Source organism: Mobiluncus mulieris, from assembly GCF_014204735.1.
In the GTDB taxonomy this organism is placed as follows: Bacteria; Actinomycetota; Actinomycetes; order Actinomycetales; family Actinomycetaceae; genus Mobiluncus; species Mobiluncus mulieris.
This window is the reverse complement of the sequence record NZ_JACHMA010000001.1, coordinates 1,803,073-1,821,174: the sequence shown is the minus strand read 5'-3', so window position 1 is coordinate 1,821,174 and position 18,102 is coordinate 1,803,073. Positions and strand designations below refer to the sequence as shown.

At 57.8% G+C, this 18,102-nt stretch carries 19 protein-coding genes and 1 pseudogene; 13 read left to right on the top strand and 7 right to left on the bottom strand.

Annotation, left to right across the window (positions count from 1 at the left end; translation table 11 throughout):
• Position 1: 1 nt before the first annotated feature.
• From nuoH to nuoN, 7 genes are all read left to right on the top strand, one after another.
• Complete coding sequence (gene nuoH / locus F4555_RS08160) at positions 2-1,315, top strand: NADH-quinone oxidoreductase subunit NuoH (RefSeq protein WP_004011609.1); 1,314 nt, start codon at positions 2-4, stop codon at positions 1,313-1,315.
• 119 nt (positions 1,316-1,434) lie between these two features.
• On the top strand, positions 1,435-2,187 hold the full coding sequence (nuoI, locus tag F4555_RS08155) for an NADH-quinone oxidoreductase subunit NuoI (RefSeq protein WP_244854461.1): 753 nt from the start codon (positions 1,435-1,437) through the stop codon (positions 2,185-2,187).
• Positions 2,184-3,242 (top strand): NADH-quinone oxidoreductase subunit J family protein, encoded by a 1,059-nt coding sequence (locus tag F4555_RS08150; RefSeq protein WP_004015272.1) that lies wholly within the window; start codon positions 2,184-2,186, stop codon positions 3,240-3,242. The genes nuoI and F4555_RS08150 overlap by 4 nt, the downstream gene beginning before the upstream one ends.
• On the top strand, positions 3,239-3,538 hold the full coding sequence (nuoK, locus tag F4555_RS08145; protein WP_004011612.1) for an NADH-quinone oxidoreductase subunit NuoK: 300 nt from the start codon (positions 3,239-3,241) through the stop codon (positions 3,536-3,538). The genes F4555_RS08150 and nuoK overlap by 4 nt, the downstream gene beginning before the upstream one ends.
• 9 nt (positions 3,539-3,547) lie before the next feature.
• Entirely contained in the window at positions 3,548-5,704 is a 2,157-nt protein-coding gene (gene nuoL, locus F4555_RS08140) for an NADH-quinone oxidoreductase subunit L (protein ID WP_115325828.1), read from the top strand.
• Positions 5,705-5,719: 15 nt separating this feature from the next.
• Positions 5,720-7,354, top strand: a complete 1,635-nt coding sequence (locus tag F4555_RS08135; RefSeq protein WP_004011614.1) for a complex I subunit 4 family protein — start codon at positions 5,720-5,722, stop codon at positions 7,352-7,354.
• Complete coding sequence (gene nuoN / locus F4555_RS08130; protein WP_004016226.1) at positions 7,354-8,916, top strand: NADH-quinone oxidoreductase subunit NuoN; 1,563 nt, start codon at positions 7,354-7,356, stop codon at positions 8,914-8,916. Before F4555_RS08135 ends, nuoN begins: the two co-directional genes overlap by 1 nt.
• Positions 8,917-9,286: 370 nt before the next feature.
• On the opposite strand, the gene F4555_RS11320 is transcribed toward nuoN, so the two are convergent.
• The 3 genes from F4555_RS11320 to F4555_RS08115 form a co-directional block, all read right to left on the bottom strand.
• Positions 9,287-9,871 (bottom strand): hypothetical protein, encoded by a 585-nt coding sequence (locus F4555_RS11320; RefSeq protein ID WP_252865038.1) that lies wholly within the window; start codon positions 9,869-9,871, stop codon positions 9,287-9,289.
• A gap of 488 nt (positions 9,872-10,359) precedes the next feature.
• Positions 10,360-11,379 carry a polyprenyl synthetase family protein gene (locus F4555_RS08120; RefSeq protein WP_004018177.1) on the bottom strand — a complete coding sequence of 340 codons (1,020 nt, stop codon included), beginning with the start codon at positions 11,377-11,379 and terminating at the stop codon, positions 10,360-10,362.
• Positions 11,376-11,672: a hypothetical protein gene (locus F4555_RS08115; protein WP_036369748.1), complete on the bottom strand. Its 297-nt coding sequence runs from the start codon at positions 11,670-11,672 to the stop codon at positions 11,376-11,378. The genes F4555_RS08120 and F4555_RS08115 overlap by 4 nt, the downstream gene beginning before the upstream one ends.
• 186 nt (positions 11,673-11,858) lie before the next feature.
• Here F4555_RS08115 and F4555_RS08110 point away from each other — a divergent pair, with 186 nt between their 5' ends.
• Complete coding sequence (locus tag F4555_RS08110) at positions 11,859-12,113, top strand: type II toxin-antitoxin system RelB/DinJ family antitoxin (RefSeq protein WP_004011619.1); 255 nt, start codon at positions 11,859-11,861, stop codon at positions 12,111-12,113.
• Positions 12,100-12,384 carry a type II toxin-antitoxin system RelE/ParE family toxin gene (locus F4555_RS08105; protein WP_004016233.1) on the top strand — a complete coding sequence of 95 codons (285 nt, stop codon included), beginning with the start codon at positions 12,100-12,102 and terminating at the stop codon, positions 12,382-12,384. The genes F4555_RS08110 and F4555_RS08105 overlap by 14 nt, the downstream gene beginning before the upstream one ends.
• A gap of 223 nt (positions 12,385-12,607) precedes the next feature.
• On the opposite strand, the gene F4555_RS08100 is transcribed toward F4555_RS08105, so the two are convergent.
• The 4 genes and pseudogenes from F4555_RS08100 to F4555_RS11595 all read right to left on the bottom strand — a co-directional run.
• Positions 12,608-12,850, bottom strand: coding sequence for a Txe/YoeB family addiction module toxin (locus tag F4555_RS08100; protein WP_081456805.1), 243 nt, complete (start codon positions 12,848-12,850; stop codon positions 12,608-12,610).
• Positions 12,851-12,863: 13 nt separating this feature from the next.
• On the bottom strand, positions 12,864-13,172 hold the full coding sequence (locus F4555_RS08095) for a type II toxin-antitoxin system RelB/DinJ family antitoxin (protein ID WP_004011623.1): 309 nt from the start codon (positions 13,170-13,172) through the stop codon (positions 12,864-12,866).
• 210 nt (positions 13,173-13,382) lie between these two features.
• Positions 13,383-13,601, bottom strand: coding sequence for a hypothetical protein (locus F4555_RS08090; protein ID WP_004015262.1), 219 nt, complete (start codon positions 13,599-13,601; stop codon positions 13,383-13,385).
• Positions 13,602-13,614: 13 nt separating this feature from the next.
• A pseudogene (locus F4555_RS11595) lies at positions 13,615-13,801 on the bottom strand (type IIL restriction-modification enzyme MmeI); the annotation flags it as partial.
• 285 nt (positions 13,802-14,086) lie between these two features.
• Between F4555_RS11595 and F4555_RS08085 the strand changes: the two are divergent.
• The 4 genes from F4555_RS08085 to F4555_RS08070 all read left to right on the top strand — a co-directional run bounded on the left by F4555_RS08085 (position 14,087) and on the right by F4555_RS08070 (position 18,029).
• Complete coding sequence (locus tag F4555_RS08085) at positions 14,087-14,392, top strand: hypothetical protein (protein ID WP_004011630.1); 306 nt, start codon at positions 14,087-14,089, stop codon at positions 14,390-14,392.
• Between the two features lie 33 nt (positions 14,393-14,425).
• Entirely contained in the window at positions 14,426-15,307 is an 882-nt protein-coding gene (gene lepB, locus F4555_RS08080) for a signal peptidase I (RefSeq protein WP_103758646.1), read from the top strand.
• Positions 15,308-15,545: 238 nt separating this feature from the next.
• Positions 15,546-16,397, top strand: a complete 852-nt coding sequence (gene htpX, locus F4555_RS08075) for a zinc metalloprotease HtpX (RefSeq protein ID WP_004011632.1) — start codon at positions 15,546-15,548, stop codon at positions 16,395-16,397.
• Between the two features lie 591 nt (positions 16,398-16,988).
• On the top strand, positions 16,989-18,029 hold the full coding sequence (locus tag F4555_RS08070) for an adenosine deaminase (RefSeq protein ID WP_004011633.1): 1,041 nt from the start codon (positions 16,989-16,991) through the stop codon (positions 18,027-18,029).
• Positions 18,030-18,102 lie beyond the last annotated feature (73 nt).

Sequence of the window (18,102 nt, the reverse complement as noted above, 5' to 3'; positions counted from 1 at the left end):
AATGGAAATGCTGATAAACCCGGCCGTGAACACCACCGATTTCAGCCATGAAACCTGGTGGATTTCGGTGATTAAAGCGGTGGCTATCCTGTTAATCCTGATTCTGGGGGTGTTACTGCAACTGTGGGTAGAACGCCGCGGCCTGGGACGGATTCAAACCCGCCCCGGTCCCAATGTGCGCGGTCCTTTCGGTTTGCTCCAGGCCATCGCGGATGCCGGCAAAATGGTGTTCAAAGAAAGCTTCTGGCCGCGTGGCGCGGATTTATTCATCTATATCCTGGCGCCGCTGCTGGTGGCTTTCACGGCCTTCGCGATTTTCTCTATTATTCCGCTCGGACCAAATGTCCAGATTGGGCCGATTTCCACGCCGCTGCAAATGTTTGATTCGCCGGTGGCGACCCTGATAGTGCTCGCGATTTCCTCGGTGGGGGTTTACGGAATCGTACTGGGCGGCTGGTCGTCGAATTCGCCGTATCCGCTGCTTGGTTCAGTGCGTTCCACCGCTCAGGTGATTTCCTACGAACTGGCGATGGGCACTGCGATGGTCAGCGTGTTTATCATGGCTGGTTCCATGTCGACTTCGAAAATCGTGGAAGCACAACAAGACCCGACTTGGCTGTTGGGTCTGTTGCCGGCCTTTATCATCTATGTCATCGCATCTTTCGGCGAGGTCAACCGCCTGCCTTTTGACCTCACGGAATGTGAAGGCGAACTGGTGGCCGGGCACCAAACCGAGTATTCCGGCATGAACTTCGCGTGGTTCTATCTGGCGGAATACATCAACATCATGAATGTTTCGGCGATGAGCGTCACCATGTTCCTAGGTGGGTGGAAAGCCCCGTGGGCGTGGGACTTTATGAATCCGGTAACGGGTTCGCCGTGGTGGGGGCCGTTGTGGTTCGGCGTGAAAGTTTGGGGCATGTTCTGGTTCTTTGTATGGGTTCGCGGCACCCTGGTGCGGTTCCGTTACGACCAGTTCATGAACCTGGGCTGGAAAGTCCTGATTCCGGTGGGCTTCGTGTGGATGATGGCTGTGGCTTGGATAAAGGCTTTACCAGTGTTCTTTAACTTCAACTCGCAACAGGTGATGCTGGCCGTCGCGGTGGTTTGCGGGGTGCTGTTGGTGGTGGTGTTGGTGATTCCGGCGCGCCGGTCCGTTCCGATTCATGAGGCGCCATTCGATGCTTTCGCCGATGGTTATCCAGTGCCGCCCCTCCCGGGACAGGTTCTGGAGCCATCCCCACGAGCGGGCAGAATTAAGATGGCACCTCATGAACCCGCCACTGCGATAGAGGAAGGAGGGGCGCAACAATGAGCGAAAACCAGCCCCAGTCGGTGAATCCGGCCACCGCGAACGCAACGCAACCGCCCGTGTCGCCTTTGCCCCCCGCAACCCCTGCGTCGGAACCCGCGAAAACCGATGCGGATCCGAAACTGTGGGAGCCCACCAAAAAAGGCTTTATCGCGGAACAACTGAAGGCCGTGGCCGGATTTGGTGTGACCTTCCGCAACTTCTTCCGCCCCTATGTCACGGAACAGTGGCCCTTTGAAAAGGTGCCCACCCAGCCGCGCTACCACGGTCGCCACCAGTTGAATCGCTATCCTGATGGGCTCGAGAAATGCATCGGCTGTGAACTGTGCGCCTGGGCGTGCCCGGCCGACGCGATTTACGTCGAGGCCGCGTCGAACACCCCCGAAGCCCAGCATTCCCCGGGGGAGCGCTACGGGCGGGTGTACCAAATTAACTATCTGCGCTGTATTTTCTGCGGGATGTGCACCGAGGCGTGCCCTACCCGAGCTTTGACTATGTCCAATGACTACGAGATTTGGGACGACAACCGCGAGGATTTGATTTACGAGAAAGACGAGCTGCTGGTGCCGGTGGCGGATGGAATGCTGGCCGCGCCCCACCCTATGGTAGAGGGCACCACCGATGTGGACTACTATCGGGGGGTGGTGACCGGGCCCACCGCCGCGCAGGTCGAGTGGGTGCGAGGCAAACGCCCCGATGATTCGAGTGTGGCGACCGCCGTGACGGTGCCGGCCCCAGAGGTTTCGGGCGTTGCGGGGGCTGCGGGTCACGAGGTGCCATCCGGGACGGCGCTCGGGGTTCCCAGTGGCGAGTCCCCCGCAGTTTCGGGAACTCCGGCGCGCCCGGCCGAGACCACACAGGAGGTGCAAGCGTGAATACCCTCAATGCTTTAGTACCGGCGGTTTTACCGCTGGCGAAAATCCCCCTGGGACAGGCGATATTCCTGGCGGTGGCCTCGGGGGCGGCGCTGGTTTGTGGCCTGTCCGTGGCGTTTTCCCGCCGGGCGGTACATGCGGCTGTCTACATGCTGGGCATGATGATTTCCCTGGCGGGGATTTACTTTTCGCTGGGAGCCGAGTTCCTGGGTGCCGTCCAGATTGTGGTGTACACCGGGGCGATTATGATGATGATTCTGTTTGTCATCATGCTGGTCGGGGTGCAATCTATAGATGCCCCGCGTGAATCCGAGCGGGTCACGGTGGTGGCGGCTGTCCTGATGGCTGTGGCGCTGGCAATCCTGGCGATAGTGGCCGCGAGCCACACCACGATGAACGCGTTGATTAAGGCTCCGGATAATCCGGCGGATAACCCGGTGCAAATCGCCGGCGCGATAATCAACCAGTACTATTTCCCGATGGAGATGGTGGCATGCCTGTTGATTATCGCGGCGGTCGGGGCGATGACCTTGACACATTCCGATGCGTTGTTGCCGCGTTTGACCCAGCGTTTCGTGGTGGAACAACGCATGAAAGCCTATCGTGACAAGGGTACTTTGGTTGGCCAGCAGGTTCCCCCCGGGGTGTATGCGCAAACCAACGCCCTGGATGTGCCGGCTATCAACGGCGAAACCCAACGCCCCGAGGAAAGTTCGGTGCCGCGCGTCATACGGGTGCGCGGGGAAGCCCGCACTTTGGGCGAAGCCTCGCCCTGGGCAGCGCGGGCTTTGGCGACCGAGGCCAGCGGCGGGGTCGGGCTGCACGGGGTGAAAGCCACTCACGCGGTTGCCCGATCTCAGGCTTGGGGGATGCCCGGAGAGGATGCCCCGGAAATCGGCCAGCCCCTCATGAATCCGGAACTGGCGGCGGGACAAACCGAGGCGAACCCCGATGGCGGCGGCGCGAACAGCCCCAACAGTGTTGACGGTGCGAACGGCGCGGCGGGAGACCCGGTCAAGAAACCTGGCGACACCAAGAAAGGAGCCCAATCATGACCCTGATGTTCCTGGTTTACGTGGCGCTGGGCTTATTCGCGATTGGCGCGCTGACGGTGTTGCTGCATCGCAGCGCCGTGATTGCCCTGATGGGGGTAGAGATTATGTTGAATTCCTGCAACCTGGCTTTGGTGGTTTTGAGCCAGATTAACCACAATCTTGACGGTCAGGTCATGGCGTTTTTCGTGATGGTCGTGGCGGCGGCGGAAGTCGTGGTCGGCCTGGCCTTGATAGTGTCCCTGTTCCGCTCGCGGCGGACCACTTCGGTGGATGATTTCAAGCTTTTGAACGGATAGGGGGAAAGAATGAACACGTTAGCACATATTTTTGGTGCGATGGCGGTGTCGGATTTGCCCGTCAGGGCGGTCGCCGGGGCTTTTTCCGGGGCGCCGGTCGGTTCGCTCGCCGGGGCGCCGGTCGGTTCGCTCGCCGGGGCGCCGGTTCATGAGGTGCCGGCCGCGCTGCCGACTTTATCCACAGTGGCGGCTCAACTGCAATACGGAGCCGCGACCGGGATAACGAATTACGCCGGACTGATGATAGCGATTCCGCTGGTCAGCGCCCTGTTCCTGCTGGTGGCGGGGCGACGCGTGGATGCCTGGGGTCACTGGCTGTCGGTGCTGGCTTCCTGGGTGGCCTTTGGGATTGGCGGGGGCGTGCTCGTGGAAATGCTGGGGCGTGCCCCCGAGGCGCGGGCGCAAGCTGTGACCCTGTGGCAGTGGCTGCCCGGCACGGAACTGCAGGTCAATTTCGGGTTGCTGCTTGATCCCTTGTCGATTTCTTTCGTGATGCTGGTAACTTTCGTGGGTTCGCTGATTCACGTGTATTCCGTGGGCTACATGGAACATGACCCGGATCGGCGCCGCTTTTTTGCCTATCTGAACCTGTTTGTGGCGGCGATGCTGACCTTGGTTTTGGGTAATTCCTATCTGGTGCTGTTCATGGGTTGGGAAGGCGTGGGGCTCGCGTCGTATTTGCTGATTGGCTTTTGGAACCAGGTGCACAACAATGCCCTGGCCGCCAAGAAAGCCTTTGTGATGAACCGGGTGGGTGACCTGGGACTCTTGATAGCGATGATGGCGATGTTTGCGCGTTTCGGCGCGGTGGATTTCGCCACCGTGCTGGGGGAACCCGCCGGAAACAGTGGTGGTATTCCCTGGGCAACGTTCATTGGCATGTTCTTGCTGTTGGCGGCCTGTGGTAAATCCGCCCAGTTCCCTTTGCAGGCCTGGCTGGGGGACGCGATGGCTGGTCCGACCCCGGTTTCCGCGCTGATTCACGCGGCTACGATGGTTACCGCCGGGGTGTACCTGATGGTGCGATCCGGCGCGATTTATGTGCAAACCCCGGTGGCCGCGCTGGCGGTGGCGATTATCGGGGCGATTACCCTGGTGTTCGGTGCCGTGGTGGGTTGCGCCAAGGACGACATGAAAAAGGTGCTCGCGGCTTCTACCATGAGCCAGATTGGCTACATGATGCTGGGCGCGGGCTTAGGCCCGGTGGGGTGGGCTTTCGCCATCTTCCACCTGGTGATGCACGGGTTCTTCAAGGCACAGTTGTTCTTGGCGGCCGGTTGTGTGATGCACGCCATGAGTGACCAGGTCAACATGCGCCGTTTCGGGGGCTTACGCCGGGTCATGAAAATCACCTGGTTCGCCTTCCTGGTGGGCTGGTTGGCCATCTTGGGGATTCCGCCGTTTTCCGGGTTCTTCTCGAAGGATAAAATCATCGAGGCGGCTTTCTTGCCAAATCCGCATTACGGTGAATGGTATCCCTGGGTCTTTGGCTTGACCGCGCTGGTTGGCGCGGGTATCACCGCGTTCTATATGTCGCGGCTGTTCTTCTTGATTTTCCACGGCTCCCCGCGTTGGACTACCGAGCTAGAGGGTGCCCCGGTGCATCCGCACGAGGCTAACGCCTGGATGACGGTGCCGCTGCTGGTTTTGTCGGTGTTTTCGATTGCCGCTGGTGGGGTACTGTCGGTGGGGAACGTTTTCGTGCAGTGGCTCGATCCGGTGCTTTCGGTAAGTGCGGCTTCATTAGGCGCCAGTGGGGAACACGCCGCCCACCCCGAACCCGTCTTGCCAGAAATGGTACTGTTGGTTCTCACTTTGACGGTCGTAGTTATTGGCGCGCTGCTGGCCTATGTCCTGTTCTTGCGCCGCGAAGTTAGTCGGGCTATCCCTGCGGCTGGCGCGATTGTCAGTGCCGCGCGAAATGACCTGTATCAAGACGTGGTCAACGAAAAAGTCGTGATTGTTCCGGTGATGACCTTGGCGCGCGGCGTGGAAGTTACCGATAGCCGGGTGGTGGATGGTCTGGTAGAGGCCACCGGTTGGCTGACCCAGTGGCTGGGGCGTATCGGCTCGGCGGTTCATACCGGTGCCCCGCGTCGCTATGCTGCCTGGACTCTGGCGGGAACCGTGGCAGCGCTGTGCTTGGTGTTGGTGACCAGGCTGTGAGGAAGAGGTAACACAATGAACATGGTTTTTTCCCAAACAACTCTGCCCACCGCCAGTTCGATTCCCTGGCTGACACTCCTGGTTGCCTGGCCGCTGGTCTTTGCCCTGGTGTTGTGGTTGGTCAAGCCGCTGCGTCCCCTGGGACGCGAGATAGCGCTGGCGGTATCCCTGGTGGAACTGGCTGGGGTGCTGGTAGCGGCCGCCACCAGTTATAACCCGGCGGCGGCTCCCGCCTTCCAGCTGGGCGAATCCTATCCCTGGATTCCGGCCATCGGCCTGTCCTGGGCGCTGGGAGTAAACGGCTTGGGACTGGTGATGATTATCCTCGCCACCGCGCTTACCCCCCTGGTGATACTCTCGTCTTGGCGTGAAGACCAGGATGCCGACGCGCGCGCCGGTTACGCGGGACTGATACTCGGCCTCGAGGCCTGCATGGTGCTGATTTTCACCGCGCGGGATTTACTGCTGTTCTATCTAACTTTCGAAGCCATGCTGGTTCCGCTGTACTTCCTGGTGGGGCGCTTTGGCCACGGCGAGGCGGCGCGTCGCCGCCACGCCGCCATTAAGTTTGTGCTCTATTCCCTGGCTGGCGGGCTGGTGATGCTCTTCGGGGTGATTGCGGTCTATGTTGGCGCCGCGCCCGTAACGAAGTCCCCGGCCGGGCTGTTCCACATGGATAACCTCACTGCCTTGGATTTAGGATCCAACCCGCTGGCCTACTTCACCATGTGGACGTTTTTGCTGGCTTTCGCGATTAAAGCCCCGATGGTGCCGGTGCACACCTGGTTGCCCACCACCGCCGCAGTGGCGCGAGGTGGCACCTCGGTGCTGCTGGTCGGGGTGTTGGACAAGGTCGGCACTTGGGGCATGATTATGTTCTGTTGGCAGCTTTTCCCCGCTGCTTCGGCTGCGGTGGCGCCGTTGGTGATAGTGCTGGCGGTGATTTCAATCCTCTGGGGGGCATTAGCCGCCATCGCCTCAAAGGATTTAATGCGCTTGGTGTCCTTTACCTCCATTTCACACTTCGGCTTCATGGTGATGGCCTTGTATATCGGCTCCCAGACGGCTATAGAAGGCGCGATGCTCTACATGGTGGCACACGGGGTGTCCATCGCCGGGATGTTCCTGCTGTCTGGCTGGCTCACCGAACGCGGTGGGACGCAAGAAATTGCGGCCTATTCCGGGTTCCAGCGCGTCACCCCGACCCTGGCCGGTTTGTTCCTGACCTCCGGGCTCGCGGCTATCGGATTGCCCGGTCTGTCTGGATTCCTGCCGGAATACCTGATTTTGGTGGGCACTTTCAAGGTTTCCCTCGCCGCCGCACTGTTTGCGGTACTCGGGGTAGTATTGGCCGCCGTGTACCTGCTGTTGCCTTATCAAAATCTGTTCACTGGCCCGACAGATGCCCGGGTGCGCACTGCCCCGGATTTGGGGTCGCGAGAAAAACTCATCATGGTGCCAGTAATACTCGCTATGTTGGGACTCGGGTTCCTGCCCGGTCCCACCCTCGACTTGATGAAACCCGATGCGGCCGAAATGTATGCGGTACAAAGCCCGCATCTGGGGTCTATGGGCACCAGACAAATGGCACCTCATGAAAAGGATGCCGCAAACCCAACCGAAAACCACGCTGAAGGGAGCACTAAGTAATGCTAAACGCGATACTTCCCGTGATAGCCGCCACGCCCGTCGTGGAGTGGGACGGCTTGGCTCCGATTATTGTGGTGATGGGCGCGGCAGTGCTGGCTACCCTGGTCGAGGCCTTGCCCAGCGCGGCCGTGCGCAGCATCGTCAACGGCGTGATTATGCTGCTGTCGCTGGTGGCGGCCTTGGCATTGGTAGGCTGGCGGCTGACCGCCGTGTCGGGCGGCGCGCGTCGGGCTTTGGCGGTCGGTGTCTTGATAGAAGACCGGCTTAGCCTGGGTTTTCAAGCGGTGCTGCTGGTCATCGCGATTCTGGCCGCCTTGGTAGTGCTGGGACGCGCCGAACCAGTTGACGGGTCATTCGCCCCCCAGGCCGCTGATATTCCCGGTTCCCCCCAAGAAAACTATGCCATGAAGACCCGGTATCAGCGCACTGAAATGTATGCGCTACTGCTGTTTTCCACCGGCGGAATGATGGCGTTCATCGCGGCCGGGAACCTGTTGATGCTCTTTGTAGCCCTAGAGATTATGAGCCTGCCACTGTATGTCCTGGGGGCGATGGGACGCCGGCGCCGGCTTTTGTCCCAGGAGGCCGGGTTTAAGTACTTCTTGCTGGGTGCCTACGCTTCCGCGTTCTTCCTGATGGGTATCGCCCTGATTTATGGGTTCACTGGAACCTTGAATCTGGCGCAGATAACCCAGTTGGCAGCTGTCGCCCCTGGCCTGGACTGGATGCTGCTGGTGGGCGTGGCAATGCTGCTGGTCGGCCTGTTCTTTAAGGTGTCGGCGGTGCCTTTCCACGCCTGGGCTCCTGACGTATATCAGGGGGCGCCCGCCCCGATATCCGGTTTCATGGCCTCCGGGGTGAAAGTCGCGGCATTTGCGGTACTGGTGCGTTTGTCCATGATGGTGACTGGTCTTTTGTCTTGGGATTTGTCGATTCTCCTATGGGCAGTGATTGTTGCCACGGTGCTGGTGGGCACCTTCCTGGGGGTGGTACAGACCGACATCAAGCGGATGCTGGCGTATTCCTCGGTGGCGCATGTCGGTTTCATCCTGGTTGCCCTGGTGGGGTCGGCACCCGCCACGTCTGTGGCCGTGCTGTTCTATGTCCTAGCCTACGGGGTGGCCACTATCGGGGCATTCGCCCTGATTTCGGTGGTGCGCGAGGAATCGGCCGATGCCACAGTTTTGGGCGAGGCCACTCAGTTGTCCGCCTGGGACGGCCTGGGGCGGCGGCATCCCGTGTTGGGTGCGGCCATGGCCGTGTTCCTGATGTCCTTCGCCGGCATCCCGTTCACGGGTGGGTTCATCGGGAAATTCCTGGTGTTCCGCGAGGGCTTGCAGCTCGGAGCCGGGGAGCTGGTGTTGCTGGGACTGCTGGCTTCGGTAGCCACCGCGTTCTTCTATTTCCGGGTCATCATGCGGATGTTCATGGTAGAGCCCGGCGCGGAAACCGCCTCCGTCGGTTCCGGCGACCTATTGACCAAGGCTGTCGTGGTGCTCTGCGCCGTGGGGACCGTGGCGCTCGGTATCTTCGTCCAGCCCGTCCTCGCCCTCTTCGCGTAGCTATGGCGGCTCGCCGCTCGACGGTTCGCATGTGCGCGCACGCGGGACGGAGAGGGGGTGTTTTAGTGCTTCGGCGGCGACGGCAAATCGTTGCCGCCGCTTAATCGCCTTCGCCAGTTACTGCGCCGATATGCGGCTGACACCGCGCGGCGCAGCCCCTCGAGTTTTTGCTGGTGCAAAAACTTTCACCCCCCCCAGTCCCGCGTTTGCGTCGCACATTGCTGCACCGTTGCTGCACCGTCTTCGCTAACTCGCGTGGCGCTCTCGCTGCGCCGCCGATTTCCCGCAGCTCACCTTTTGTCGTGCGGCCTTTGCGAATGGGAATTACGGCTGGAGAGACGCGGTGATTGGTTGAGTTATCCGTACCCGTTTATGTAAAACCGTTTAGGGTTATATACGGTATCGAGACCGCGCGTAAGGTTTTTTCGTTCAGGAGTGCTTTAGCCAGGTCGTTACTTTCTGTTCCTACGATAGTTCCGGCTGCATCTGGGTTTGCGGAGGCGAACCAGGAGTGATCTTCGGCCCACAGGTAACTACGTTCCGTAAGGACACCCCGCCATCTTTCTTCTGTGGCTCCGAAGCTGCCTTCAGCTAAACTGGTAGCGAAAAGCACGTAATTCAGTAGACCAAACATCCAGGTGCCCTCGGGTTCATAGAAATTATTTTTTGCCCCCCAGGCTGTGTGGATAAAGCCGGCGTACATGGCTAAACAGCAGGGTGTTTCTGCGGCGAGGTGATTTAGAAAAGTCCTATCCAATGTTTTCGCTTGTTGCGGTGAAATGAGGCATTCGGTCGATGTCGATGTGGAGCCTTGTACGGGGAATTCTCTATTGAAGTCTATAGTGTTTTCTCCGTGCGGAATAATAATTGTGTATTTTGAATAGATTGGCGGCGTTGATTGTGAATTCATCCAGCTCGCAAACCACTCAGCCTCTTCTTGCGAAATTTTGCGCACAGACTCACCCTACCATTAACCTGAGTATCATTTTAGATTTCCTTCATGGCTGTTTGCTGTAAAAGTTTCTATCAAGCCCTACACTACAGGTTATCAACTGCCTTTCCAACCGGTATACATTTCCCGCTATCGTTCTTCTTAAATTTCCTAAATTTGCTTCTGTATCTAAATGAATCATAGGGTCTCGCATAGGGGGCGGGATACCAGATTTCGACGTCTGCAACTGCATAATATGTTTCTATATTCCATGTGCATGCCAAATCGCCATAACCTTTAACCCTTTTATATCCCTCCCTCGTGGATGTTTTCCCAACTCGCCCACTTGTAGTGTGCATACTGGAGCTTACTTTTATTTTGACGCTATCATCAAGCGTGCCTACGCAATTCACAACGGTATGAGCATTCACTGTCGTCCCTTCCGTAGTTGACGCGGGATGCGGATGGTCATAGTCTCCAGTACACTCCGCAGCCGAGCGGCAAGCGGAAAGCTAGTGGAGGCGGTTGATTTGTTGGCGGGAAAACTCGGTGAGCGCGGACTTGACCGCGCCCTCGGGCAGCACCGCCAGGTGCCCAAGCGCCCGCTCCACCCAGGTCTCGGCTAGCGCGGCAGTCTCCCGGGTCACCCGATGCTCCGCGAGCCGGTCGACGACTTCGGACAGAGCCGCATCGGCGGATAGCGCCTCATGATCCCCAATCATTTTCATGAGGTGCCTGTCGGCATCCGAAGCGCCCCCCGCCGCCACGGACTTTTCCAACAGTAATACCGGCAAGGTCTTGGTACCATCGCGCAAATCCGCGCCGGGCGTTTTCCCGGAAACGGCAGCGGTGGAACGCAAATCCAGCACGTCATCGGCGATTTGAAACGCGACCCCCAGATCTTCACCAAAAGCGGTGACGGCCGTACAGATTTCGGGTGAACACCCGGACAGGGCTGCGCCGTAGAGCGCCGCCGTGCCGATAAGCGACCCGGTTTTCTCGCGCAATACGTGCAGATAAAAATCAATCGGGTCGTCGGTCGCGCCCGGCCCCAAAATGTCGTGCATCTGACCCAGGCACAGCCGCTGGAAGGTCCGCGCATGGTGTTTCATCAACTTGCGGCCAAAATCGGAGACAATCAGCGAAGCGCGGGCGAAAATCAAATCCCCGGCCATCACCGCCAAGGTGTTATTCCACTTCACATGCGCGGCGGTGACCCCCCGGCGTACCGTGGCGTCGTCCATCAAATCATCGTGATAGAGCGAAGCCAAATGCGTCAGCTCAACTGCCACCCCAGCTGCAATCAAATCCTCGCTAATGGGCGCGTCGCCCCCGGCCTTGCCCAGCTGGGAAATCAGCAACACCAGTAGCGGTCGCATCCGTTTCCCGCCGGCGGCACGCAGGTGGGAAACAATCTCGGTGGTGTTTTCGGCGGCAGTGCGGGTTTCTTCGACCAGGCGCGCCTCGACACGCTCCAGTGCCTCGGTCAGTTTTTCTTCCAGGGCATCAACAGCCCCTGCGGTTTCACTCACGTTTCCAAGGCTATGCCATTGACACGCCTATTCTCAAATGTTTGGGCGAGTGTCACCCTCCGTTCGCTGCTTTGTGGCAAAAACTGGTGAGAATTTTGTGATTTCGGGCGATTTTTTACCTCAAATTCAATATTTTCACTCAATCCTGCCAGGTGAATACCCGATTTTGAACCTGGCCAGAGTCTAGTGAATCCGTGCGGTTGCCTGATAGTGACATTGGGGTGGCGGGTGCGTTCCTCGAGGTAAAACTCTTTACCTGCGGCTCTGGCGGCTTGCTTGAGTTTCTTGAACACCGCTCCCCGCTTCGCGAAAATACCCTATCACGATAGGCAGTTCTTGCCTAGTAAACCCGGACTCGAGGTGGAAGTGCGACAGCAGCCTGGATTTCCGGCTGGCACCTCATGAAACTGTGAGCAACGCGCACCGAAAAGCGCTAGAATATATACAACGTATTGACAACTGCGCGAGGAGGATTTGCGATGGTTACCGTGTCGTTTAGGACTGACGACCAGACGAAAACCCGGGCTGCGAAGCTGTTTCAAGACTTGGGTCTGGACATGAGCAGTGCGATTAACCTGTTTTTGCGCCAGTCAATAGCCAGCAACGGCATCCCCTTCACTCCACACCGAGGCAGCGCCACTAACGCGTTGGCAAGAACAGAAGCCGAAACCCGCACCGGCGCTTACTTCGATAGCGTGGCCGACCTCATGGCGGATCTCAATGCAGCTGACTAGGGTCTTTCGCACCAACCAGTTCAAACGCGACGCTAAAGCACTTTTCAAGAAACACTACGATGCCTCGAAATTAGCCCAGGCTATCGAGGCTCTCTTAGAACAAAACCGCACCGAGCTGCGCACCCGCTACCGTGACCACGCCTTGAAAGGAAACTGGCAAGGCTACCGCGAAATACATGTTGAAGCGGACTGGCTGGTGATTTATCGTATCGAGCGCGATGAGCTGCTGCTGGTTTTGTCCAGAACCGGCTCTCATGATGATTTATTCTAGGCGTTGACTAGCTGGGAGAAACGCTGGTTAGAGATTCCCATCAATTTAGCGGCATCACGTTGGGTGATTCCAGCCTGCACTAGGACGCGAGCCGTTTGGCGGGATTTCTCTTTCAGCTATTGACAACTGCGCGAGAAGGATTCGCAATGGTTACTGTGTCGTTTAGGACTGATGATTCACACGATACTACAGTCCGGAACTCGGCTTGTAGTCCATGTGATGCTCAACTGTTCTCGTAATGGCCGCCGCACTCGATTATTTCCAGGATGCCATCTTTAATGCGGAAAACGATGCGGTTCTTCTTGTCGATTCTTACGCTCCAGTAACCTTGCAGATTACCTTTGAGAGACTCTGGACTGCCGGTGCAGTTGTAGTCATTTCTGTCTATATCCGTCAAAAGTCGGTTTATTCTCCTGAGGGTCTTCCTATCCTGGTTTTGCCAGGATAGATACTCTTGCCAAGCCATATCATGCCAAGCTTTAATCACCGTGAACCTCAATGAGTTCATGAGTGCGCATATGCAACCCTGCTTCCATGTCGGCGGCACGCCTCTCTAGCTCAGCGATATGTGCCGGGTCATAAAACGAGTCTCGCGGCGCGGAGAATTCAAAGGGGATACGCTGTTCATCACCGATATAGCGCAAAAAGCCAGTAATCGCAGAGGACATGGGCAGCCCCATAGCCTTGCACGCCACCTCGGCGCGCTTCTTCACCTCCCGAGGCACCCGCACCACAACCTGATCCTTCACTGGCGCTTTCACAGCAACATCAGCACTAGCCATCTCCATCAGCCTTTCTCCCTATCCCAAACATATCTCTAGTATAGCAGTGATACATCAACCAGCTCAGCCTTCCCGGATTCAAGGTGGAAGTGCGACCATAGCCAGATATACCGCTAAAAGTCGGGTTCATGAGGTGCCATCCGGGATCCCCCGCGCAATGCGGTTAACGACTCCCCACCTGGGGCACGGCTGGTGGGATGAAACTGTATTTAACTATCAATCTCTGTTGCAGGCGGCCACGAGTTGCCCCGCACGCTGGTAGGAAATACCCATAACTTGCCCAATATCACGCAAGGTGAAACCATCGTCTTTCATTTCTTTGGCTACCAACCGGGAACTTGATGCCGCAGAAGCCACCAGCTTTTCAGCCTCGGCACATTCCAACGCCCACCACCTACCGGCACGCTGCGCCGTAACTGTAAAGGTTTTCATCATCGCCACCATCCTTATCACGAACCCACACGTCAATAAACCCACCGCCAGGCAAATGATGCTCAAACAACTGATTCCGTCTGTTTATATCCTAAAACGTGTTCCAACAAATCCAGCCAAAACTTCTGGGCTTCGCCCTTCTCATAACCGTGCCCCGCCCAGCGCGCCGTAAAAGCGCGAGCAGCATTCCTCTCAATCGTCACCGTTCACCCTGCCTTTCTGGGAAACTGCCCTGTCCCAAAATGCTCAACGCCTCCAGTATCCCACACGCCCCCAGGCAAAAATTGGCGAAACTTGACCTGCGAGAAATCCCCGGCAAAACGCCGCAAACCCCGAATGGCACCTCATGAACCCGAATAATGTTCACCGGCGGAATCCTAATATTGCCAACCACGCGGTCGAATTCATCTTATGAAGCCAAAGAACCGATAGGCTCTGGCGAAAAAACTTTGAAATCCCCTCGCGGGACTGGAAACAACAGAGAAAGGATGGCTGTGAACCAGCTGGTGAATGCCGGTATTACGGGTAATACCGGTCTTGAATCGCGCTTGCAGATTGCCGATGTCCCGGCCGGCGTGGTGTGCGAAGGGGGCGTCTGTCGCCTGCCCGCCGCGACCCCGAAACCGCTAGTAGATGAACTGATTATCGGCGGCAAGCCCCAATCAGTAACCACTAAAGTTGCGGAGCTGAACACTACCAGTGTTATCAGCGGGGAAAACACCAGCCAAACCATCGCCTTCCTGACTGCCGCTGTCCAGGAGGCCGCGCGCAACCGCGTGGATATCACCATCTAGCATCCGGCTCGACTACGGCCTAGCTGCGGCGCAGTGGTGGGTAATACCGATAGAATCGAAGACGTGAGTGAAACCACCGAAATGCCGAACCAGGGGGCGAACCAAGCTGCCCACAGCCGCCGTGTCGCCCGCCGCGCCCGCCGGGTTGCTAAGAGGGAAGAAAAAAAGAAACACCGCAAACAAAGTCCTTGGTGGAAAGACATTCTGGTTGGGGTTGTCGCTACGCTGTTGATTACCACTGGTATCAAGGCATTTATGTTTCAACAGTTCAAGATTCCTTCGGAATCCATGGAAAATACGCTGCTGCGCGGGGATCAAATCGTTGTCTCTGAGATGAAAAACTTCCAGCCGGTGCGACGTGGCGACATTGTGGTGTTCGAGGATCGCTATAACTGGCTGCCCCCGGAATACAAGAGTGATAATCCCACGGGTTTCGACGCGACCGCCCTGGGGCAAGCCGTTGACAAGGGGCTGCGTTTACTGCGGATTCGTCCCGAATATCCCGGGGGATATTTGGTGAAACGGGTTATCGGTGTGGGCGGAGACTCGGTGAAGTGTTGTGATGCCAAGAATCGGATATTGCTTAATGGCAAGCCTTTGGACGAGCCGTATCTTAAAGATGGGCTCAAATCCATGCCGTTTCCTTTTGACGTGGTGGTGCCGAAAGGCAAGTACTGGGTGATGGGTGACAACCGGGATAATTCCGGGGATTCTCGGTATCATCAGGATGACGAAAACGGTGGTTTTGTCAACGAGCAACAGCTTGTGGGTCGTGCTTTGTTCCGGTATTTTCCGATTACGCGCTGGAAGAATTTCGAAAATCCCGGTTTGGACAAGTTGCCGCCGGGGAAGAATAAGCCGCGTCCGTCGCGTTTGGCGGGTACGGTGGATTCGCCGGGGGCGCCGGGTTCATGAGGTGCCATTTGGGGTACGACGTAGGTCTCTAATCTGGGTTGCTTAAAGACGGCGGACACATAAGCGTTTTGCTAAAATATTAGGCTAAGTAAACCCCCAGGTCACAGGCTCGGACAGCTGCGAGTCGTCAAGTAATCTTGACGCTATGTGTCCATGGGGGTTTATCGAGACTCGCAAATCATCCCCCGGGACGATTCTTTCCTGGGCACTTTTTGCGCCGCGCTGTTAGCATAAAGACGTGACCAAACATTACAACGGGTTGAAAACTGCGGCGCTGATTGGCGTGCTGTGGATGGTGTTACTAGCGGTGGGGGCTTTGATTGCCCGCGGTACTGGCAGTGCCGTGTGGATTTTGGTTTTCGCGGCGATAGCGCTGGTTCAAACCGCTGTGGGGTATTGGAATTCGGACAAGATTGCTTTGCGTGCCATGTCGGCGCGCCCGTTGTCCCCGGCCGAAGCCCCCGAACTGTACCAAATAGTACAAAATCTCGCTACCCAGGCCGGGCAGCCCATGCCGGAACTCTACATTGCCCCCACCAAAACTCCCAATGCTTTCGCGACGGGACGTGACCCCGAACATGCGGCGGTGTGTGTAACCGAGGGGATTATGGATTTGTTGGAACTGCGCGAATTGCGAGCGGTTCTTGGCCACGAACTGTCCCATGTTTATAACCGCGATATTCTGACTTCCTCGGTGGCGGCGGGAATTGCCGGGGTGATTACTTCGATTGCCCAGTTTGCCCTGTTTTTCGGGGGCGGTCGCGACCGGGAAGGCAATGGCGGGATGGGGATTCTGTTGGCTTTAGTGGCTCCTTTCGCGGCATCCTTGATTCAGCTTTCGATTTCGCGAACCCGCGAGTTCGATGCGGACGAGGACGGCGCCCGCCTGGCGAACGACCCGTTGGCTTTGGCTTCGGCTCTAAAGAAACTGGAAACCGGGATTGCCAGCACCCCTTTGCCTTCCACTCCACAGCGCGAGACGGTTTCCTCGATGATGATTGCGAACCCCTTCAACGTCAAAAACCTGTTCTCGACCCATCCTCCGATGGACGAGCGCATCCGTCGCCTCGAAAAAATGGCTGGCTACTAATCCGGCGGCTTCATGAGGTGCCATCCGAAATTTACGCCCAAATCTCCCTTCCCGGCCTTCCCTTAGCTTTGCGGCCAGCCGTCCTGTCGCGCTTCGCTCCCATCCCTTCTTTTCTAGATATTCCGCGCTACGACTTGCGGGGAGTACGCTAGCGAGACGGCGGGGGAAGCTTCCCCCCGACTTTTGCTATAAATTATAGCAAAAGTCTCCCCCCTCAGTCTCGCTGCGCGCACTCCCAACGCTTCGTCGTTACGCGCGGGGTGAAGGCACGGAAGAAATACGTAGCTGAGGAAAAGCGAAGGCGCGCGGGGAAGGCGGACGGTGAAGAGCCTATGGGTGCTCGTAGTTTTTCTTGGCAACTTGTTGCCTAGAAAAACAGAGCGGGGCCCCATTAGCTCGAACCGCCGCCGAACCGTGCACCGAGCGAAAAAGCACTCGCGAGTCACCGAGCGTCCGGGGAAGCGTCGCGAAGAGAAGTGAGCGTTGCCGGGGTAGGGGGAAAGAAAACTGCAAGGAAATCTGGGCGTAGAAGGGAAAGGGAGCATGGGAAGCGGGCGGTGAGTGGGGGAATTTACCGGGTAAGCTGGAGGGATGGAAGCGAAGCGAGACCTGCGGCGACTGCCCAAAGCGCACCTTCACCTGCATTTTACCGGCGCGATGCGCCCCGAAACCTTGCGGGAGCTAGCCGAAACCCAGGGGACACGGCTGCCGAAGTTTATGGGTTCGGGCGACCCTCTTAGGGTTCCGGCCGATGAACGCGGCTGGTTCCGTTTCCAACGATCCTATGATTTGGCCCGGCACCTCGTGAATTCGGAAACTATTATGCGCCGCATTATCCGCGAGGCGGCCGAAGACGACGCGGCGGAAGGGTCACGGCACCTGGAAATCCAGGTTGACCCCACGTCCTATGCCCCGCATGTGGGCGGGTTGACCCCGGCGTTGGAAATAATCCTGGACGAAGCCAAAGCTACCACCGCCGCGACCGGGGTGGAAGTCGGGGTGATTGTGGCGGCTTCGCGGATGCGAAACCCGCTGGATGCGCGGATTCTGGCGCGTCTGGCGGTGCGCTACGCGGGGGATCAGCCGGGTCAGGTAGTTGGTTTTGGGTTGTCTAACGATGAACGCGCCGGGAACACGGCTCAGTTCGAACCGGCCTTCCAAATTGCCCGGCGTGCAGGTTTGGCTCTGGTGCCGCACGGCGGGGAACTATTGGGACCAGATCATATCCGGGAAGTGGTGCAGTATTTGCATCCTAGTCGGATTGGACACGGGGTGCGGGTGGCCGAAGACCCGGCACTCCTAGAATCCATTGTCAACCAGGGGATTGCCTTGGAAGTCTGCCCGGCTTCGAATGTGTCCCTGGGGGTGTATGATACTTTGAAAGATGTGCCGCTGGCGAAACTCATCCAAGCCGGGGCTACTATTGCGCTGGGAGCGGACGACCCGCTGCTGTTCCTCTCGCGGCTGCTAGACCAATACGCCACTGCTCGTGACCAGCACCAACTAGCCGATGCGCAGCTGGCTGCGCTGGCGAAGGCTTCGGTAAAAGCCTCGCTAGCCAGTGACTCCACTAAGAAACGACTGGAAGCCGAAATTGATGACTGGTTAAAATGTCCGCCCGGCACCAATTAGGCGATAAAATCAGTTAAGCGGCACGGAATACGCCGGGATTGCCGGATGGCGACTCATGAAGCCGAAACCGCCA